At 65.7% G+C, this 6,000-nt stretch carries 4 protein-coding genes, 1 rRNA gene and 1 pseudogene; 5 read left to right on the forward strand and 1 reads right to left on the reverse strand.

Annotated elements, in window-relative coordinates; all coding sequences use genetic code 11:
* Positions 1 to 26 precede the first annotated feature (26 nt).
* Both BO39_RS22655 and BO39_RS34545 read left to right on the forward strand, forming a co-directional pair.
* On the forward strand, positions 27 to 1,601 hold the full coding sequence (locus tag BO39_RS22655) for a Na+/H+ antiporter (protein WP_043837802.1): 1,575 nt from the start codon (positions 27 to 29) through the stop codon (positions 1,599 to 1,601).
* Positions 1,602 to 1,926: 325 nt separating this feature from the next.
* Positions 1,927 to 2,091, forward strand: a complete 165-nt coding sequence (locus BO39_RS34545; RefSeq protein ID WP_245615340.1) for a helix-turn-helix domain-containing protein — start codon at positions 1,927 to 1,929, stop codon at positions 2,089 to 2,091.
* Between the two features lie 465 nt (positions 2,092 to 2,556).
* On the opposite strand, the gene BO39_RS22665 is transcribed toward BO39_RS34545, so the two are convergent.
* On the reverse strand, positions 2,557 to 3,570 hold the full coding sequence (locus tag BO39_RS22665) for a transporter substrate-binding domain-containing protein (RefSeq protein WP_245615342.1): 1,014 nt from the start codon (positions 3,568 to 3,570) through the stop codon (positions 2,557 to 2,559).
* A gap of 932 nt (positions 3,571 to 4,502) precedes the next feature.
* Between BO39_RS22665 and BO39_RS35300 the strand changes: the two are divergent.
* The 3 genes and pseudogenes from BO39_RS35300 to BO39_RS22675 all read left to right on the forward strand — a co-directional run.
* A pseudogene (locus BO39_RS35300) lies at positions 4,503 to 4,908 on the forward strand (DEAD/DEAH box helicase family protein); the annotation flags it as partial.
* A 78-nt stretch (positions 4,909 to 4,986) separates the two neighbouring features.
* Entirely contained in the window at positions 4,987 to 5,424 is a 438-nt protein-coding gene (locus BO39_RS35305; RefSeq protein ID WP_408735177.1) for a helicase-related protein, read from the forward strand.
* Between the two features lie 461 nt (positions 5,425 to 5,885).
* Positions 5,886 to 6,000: ribosomal RNA gene (locus BO39_RS22675) — 16S ribosomal RNA — on the forward strand; the annotation flags it as partial.

Here is a 6,000-nt window from a genome sequence, read left to right on the forward strand (position 1 = left end):
GGCAAGTCCGGCCGTGCGCTGGTCCTATGCACGTTTTTGAGCTTCTCCTGGTTCTTCTTGCCGCCTGTGTGGCCCTCGCGGTGCTCGCGAACCGGCTGAACCTTCCTGTCGCAGTTACACTGGTGCTCGGCGGTATGGGGTTGGCTTTCGTCCCGGGTTTGCCGCCTCTCGTGCTGGATCCAGAACTCGTGCTGGCTCTCTTCCTGCCGCCGCTTCTGCAGGTCAGCGCCTACCGGACGGACTGGCCTGCCTTCCGCAATCATCTCCGCCCGATCCTGCTGCTGGCGATCGGGGCTGTGTTCTTCACCGCTGGGTTGGTGGCGGTCGCCGCCAAGCTGTTCGTGCCGTCTTTGCCCTGGTGGGCGGCGATCACCCTTGGCGCCATCGTGGCGCCGCCCGATGCCGTCGCCGCCGCCTCCGTCCTGAGCCGCTTCAAGCTGCCCAAGCGGATCGTGACGGTGCTTGAAGGCGAGAGCCTGATCAACGACGCCTCATCGCTCGTTCTGTACAAGTTTGCGGTCGCGGCGGTCGGCGCCGGCACGGTCAGCTACGGCGAGGGCGCCCTGCAGTTCTTCGGCGTGGCGCTTGGCGGAGCACTGGTGGGCTGGCTCGTCGGCCGGGTTGCGATGTGGATCTTCACGCACCTTGAGGACACCCTGCTCGATCTCACGATCACCATTCTTGCCGGCTTCGCTGCCTATCTCGCGGCGGAGGCAGTCCATGCTTCTGGCGTGCTCGCGGCCGTGACCTGCGGGCTGGTGCTGGGGCGGCAGCAGCACGCCGAATTCACCGCGCGCACCAGGATCGAGTTGGTGGCCGTCTGGAACTTCCTGGAGTTTACCCTCACCAGCCTCGTCTTCATCCTCATTGGGCTGCAGCTGCGCGGCATTGCCGCGCGCCTGGCTGATGATGACCTCCGGTCAATCGCTCTGCTGGCGGGCGCCATGTCGGTGACGCTCATTCTCAGCCGCTTCGTCTGGGTCTTCGCTTCCGCCTGGGTGCCGCGTGCCCTGTCTCGGGAGTTGCGGGAACGGGATCCGACGCCCTGGAGGCACGCGGTCGTCGTCTCCTGGACGGGAATGCGCGGCGTGGTCAGCTTGGCCGCAGCACTCGCTCTACCCGACCCCTTCCCAGGCCGCGACATCATTCTTTTCCTGGCCTTCTGCTCGATATTCGTCACCCTGGTGATCCAGGGAACAACACTCGGCTGGGTGGTGAGGCGGCTGGGCGTCACCGAGGAGGTGACCGCACTTCCCGAACCCGAGACGGCACAAGCCCGTTCTGAGATCACGACGGCCGCGTTGGAGGCGGTGCGGGAGCACCTCGATGGTGCGGAAGCCACTGAGCACACCGAAGCGGCGGCCGAGCTGGTGCAGGAGTACGAGGTCCGCGCCGACCGGGCGAGCATCGAAGGGCAGGACCCCGAGACGAAGAGCAGCCAGCTGGAGGCTCAGCAACGCCTGCGGCTGGTTGCCATCACAGCGGCCCGCGCGAAGTTAGCCGAGCGTGCCGAGACGATGGATGCCGAGGCGCACCGGGCCCTGGGCGAAGAGCTGGATCTTGAGGAGCAGCAGATCAGGCGGGCGCTGGGTGATGCCTGACGGCAGCTGGTCCGGCCACTGTGCCATCGTCAGCGCAGCCAGGCATCCCGCTGCGCTTCCTGTAGCATCCTGAGCCGAGCGGGAGCGCCTTCGACGCTTAGGCTACCGTAGAAGGTGCGAGGGTTCGTCTCCCCGTGCGCCTTCAGGGCGGGGCTGTGGCGTTGTTATTTTCACGTTGCCGATCGGACAGCATGGCTCGGGGCTCCTCCGGATGCGGACGGCCTTCTCCGTCCGGCGGCGAAGATGCATGGAAGATACACCTCATGAGGAGAGATTTAAGACCGGCCTCTGGTGTGCACCCTGAGCGAGACCCAATGGAGGGGAGATGCGCCTGACGGTTTATACGAACTGCTCGCTGCGCATGCTGATCTACCTCGGCACCAAGAACGAGGGTTTCGCTGCCATCTCGGAGGTGGCGCGGAGCTATGTTATCACCGAGAACCACCTGACCGCGGTGACGCACCAACTCGGCCGTGCCGGCTGCATGTAAACCCTGCGCGGCAAAGGGGGGTGGCCTGCGGCTGATTCGCCCGCCGGGGGAGATGCCTAGGAGAGGTAGTGCGGTAGGCGGGCCGGACACGGCGTTGGTGCCGTGCTTCAGATCGATCGAGACGCCCGTCGGTGCACCCTGTCCCATCGTGCCAGCCTGCGGTCTGCGGGGGGCTGGGTGAGGCACTGCAGGCTTTCCCGGGGGTGTTGGATCGCTACACCCCGGCCGACTTGGTGCAGACGCGGCTCGAGTCACGGAGCCCTCTGGCCATGTGAACCGGTGAAGCAGGCGTTGACCCGAGCATCACGCTCAGTTCTGCGGACGCTCGTGCGCACAAAACCTCACTGGTTCAGTTCCGAACCTATCACCTGCTGTGAACTCCTTCCCTCCTTGTGGCGGGCCAGGGCCAACCGCTTCGCGGCCTGCTGGTCCTTGCTTCCCAGGCGACCGATCCCATGGGAAGCCTTAGCGCATCGGTGGCGCATACATGAGGCCACCCTGGGAAGCGAGGCGGTTGGCTCCTCGCTCGATGCCCAGCGGCGTTAGGTTCCGCTCCCACATCTCGCGGTAGTTGCCGACCTGGCTGACGACATTGAACGCCCAGGCGTTATCCACCCCCAGCGCCGTACCCAGGTCGCCTTGCGTGCCAAGCAGGCGTTGCACCGATGGATCGGCGGTCGTGCGCCTCTGTTCCGCAGCGTTCGCACTGGTCACCCCGGCCTCCTCGGCCGCCAGCAGTGCCGCGCCCGTCCAGCGCACCAAATCGAACCAGCGATCGTCTCCCTTTCGCACCATGGCACCTACGGGTTCGGAACTGATCCGCTCCGGCAGGATCACGAGCCCCTTGTCGGATTGAGTGGCACGGAACGCGCCGAGATAGGAGGCATCGTTGGCCCACGCATCGCAGCGCCCGGCCAGGAAGGCGGCTCCGGTTTCGGTCACACCACCGAACAGGACGGGCGTGAACTGGAGGTTGTTGGCCCGGAAATAGGCCGCGACGTCGAGCTCCGTGGTGGTGCCCTGCAGCAGGCACACCGTGGCCCCGTCCAGCCCCTTTGCCGAGGTCACGCCGGCCTCGCCCCGCACGACGAAGGCGGTGCCGTCGTGGAAGTTGACCCAGGCCATGCTCAGCCCCAGCAAAGCTTCCCGGGTCAGTGTCCAGCTCGTATTACGCACCAGCAGGTCCACCTCGCCCGACTGCAGCGCGGTGAAACGGGCCTGCGGCGAAAGCGGGATAAAGCGGACAAGCTCGGCATTCCCCAGAGCCGCGGCAGCGACTGCCCGGCAGGTATCGGCATCAAGGCCGCGCATCTCACCGCGGCTATCAGGCAGCGAGAAGCCCGGTGATTCGCCCGAGACGCCGCACAGCAGCAGGCGCCGGGCACGCACGGCGTCCAGCGTGGCCGATCCACTGCCCGCAGCGACGCTCTGTGGACGCGACTGAGCTGACAAGGGAACCGGGGCAAGCAGGCTGAGCAAAGCGGCTGCAGCCCCGCACAAGGTCGGCATGAGGTGCCATAGGCGGACCATCAAGGTTGCTCCGGCGATCGCGCTATCAACGTGGCGGCAGCAAGGAAGGTTGAAGGGTCTGCCCACTCTTTCGCATGATGCGCAGGCCTAAACGGACCGGCTCCGCAACAGGCTGGCGGTGAGTGGGCTCCCAGAGGAACAAGCGGCATCCGGTTCGAGCAGCGGGCGGACTGGCCGATCATGGGCAGCCGGCTCCTGCTGCTCAAAGTGCGGCTGTTTGCGCCCTTCAGGCCTAAGCTGACGGAGGGGCAGGACAGAAGGCCTGGCGGCGCCCTGAGCAGCTGGACGAACTCGCTCGCGTGTGCGCGGCCGCAAACCTGCCACGAGGTGTTCGCGATAGGTCAGGGCGAGTTGCCGGCTCCGCGGCCGCTCGCGATGCTGGAGGATCGGGACAGGCGAGGGGCGAAACCGCCACCCACCTAGCACGCGGTAACGCGCGACCTCCGGCGTGTTTCCTCCCGCTCACCTCGACCTCTGCTTCCGGTGGACAGAGGCAATTTCGGGAAGTCGTTGCAAGCACTCTGGTAGTTGGATCAGAGCTGGCCCGTGACGGGGTCTTGCCGGCACCCAGGGCGAACACTTCAGCAGTTTTGGATGCCGGTGGAAGGAGCCACGCTTAAAGCCTGTTCGCCGGACCGCGACCTGACCGACCAAGCCGTGCTTCGACGATCTGGTGCGCCCAGGAGGAGCTCCGCCTGAGGGCCTGGAAGACCTCCCTGGTCGGTGCCGAGGCGGTTCCCGGCTTGCTTGGCTGCACGCGCGAGGAGGCTGAGCGCTGGATCCGTGCTGGGCTGGTTGGCCATGGCTGGCGCGAGGCGGAGGCGGGCAGTCGGCAGACTCTGACAGAGATGCGGCAGGTCAGCAGCGCGGCCGCGGCGCGCATGGCTGGTCTTGATCGCTATGCAGGCCACTTTGTTACGGCTCGAGCGCTGAACCGACGGGTGATCGCCTGCCTAGGGCCAACAAATTCGGGACAGACCTATTACGGCTTGAGCCGATTGGCCGAGGCGGAGAGTGGCATAGGATGGGCCTCTCCGGTTACTGGCGCACGAGCACCGAGAGGCGCTGGAGGCGCAGGGCCTGCCGGCCTCGCGTTCGACCGGTGAGGAGCGCTTCCGGGTTCCCGGCAGCTGCCACACGGCCGCGACCGTGGAGATGTACCCGTTCCAGAACCCGGTCGATGTGGCGGTGATTGACGAGGTGCAGATGCTGGCCGACCCCGAGCGCGGTCCTGCCCGGACTGCCGTCATCATGGAGGTGCCGGCGCGGCAGGTGATCCTGCCGGACGCGCCGGACGCCGCGCCGATGCTTCAGCGCATCGCCGCCCTTTGCGGTGATCCACTGGAGGAGGTGCGGTTGGAGCGCATGGAACCGCTTCCCGCTGCGCCGGAGCCTGTGCCGCTCTCCGAAATTGGCCGGGGCGATGCGGTCATCACCTTTTCGCGCCGGGAAGTCTTCTCTCTCCGCGCCGAGTTGCAGCGCCGAGGCCGGAGCGTGGCGGTGGTGTACGGCGCGCTTGGTCCACCGGTAAGGCGCGCCCAGGTCAGGAGGTTCCGGGAGGGCGAGGCGGAGGTGCTGGTGGCCACTGATGCGATCGGCGTGGGGCTGAACGTCGGCCCCCTGAGGCGCGTCGTGTTCTCCGCGCTGACCAAATACGACGGCAAGGCGGACCGCCCACTTACGGTGCAGGAGATCAAGCAGACCGGTGGACGCGCCGGGCGCTTTGAGGGCGAGCACGCGGAGGGGATTGTCGCGTTGCTGGCAGGGGGCGGTGACCCGAGGGAGATCGTCCTTGCGGCCTGAGTGGGCTTCTTGCGCTCGGTGACGATTTTCTGACGGGGAGGCGATTTTGTGGGGTTGATCCCCTGAGGGCGCGAAGCTAAATAGGGCTCACCGAACGGCGCGGTTGAGCCCGCCGCCCGGTGCTCCGAAGAGGATGCTGACGGTGACGCCTAGAGCGTCTAGTTGGCTTTTCCTCTTCGGTCCTGTTCTATTCCCTGGTGGCGTTCTGGTCGCTGGATACGGCGAGTGGGTAGCTGTCTGGGTAGGGGATCGGATCCCTCGTTCTTTCAAATTCGCATCTGTTTTTTGGAAGTGCAGTTAGAGCTGTGCTGCTGCTGGTGGTGTTGTTTCTGTTGCCTTGTGTGGTGATGGGGATGGTGCTGCTGGTGAGGTGGTATGGTTTTAGCTGATCGAGAGTGGTGAGCGGAGTTAGTGGTCGGCTCATGGTGTTATGCTGGATGGTAAGTTTGGCATGGCATGATGAACTTGAGAGTTTGATCCTGGCTCAGAGCGAACGCTGGCGGCATGCTTAACACATGCAAGTCGCACGGACGGTTTCGGCCGTTAGTGGCGGACGGGTGAGTAACGCGTAGGAAC

Source organism: Roseomonas aerilata DSM 19363 (genome assembly GCF_000711725.1).
GTDB classification, from domain to species: domain Bacteria; phylum Pseudomonadota; class Alphaproteobacteria; order Acetobacterales; family Acetobacteraceae; genus Roseomonas; species Roseomonas aerilata.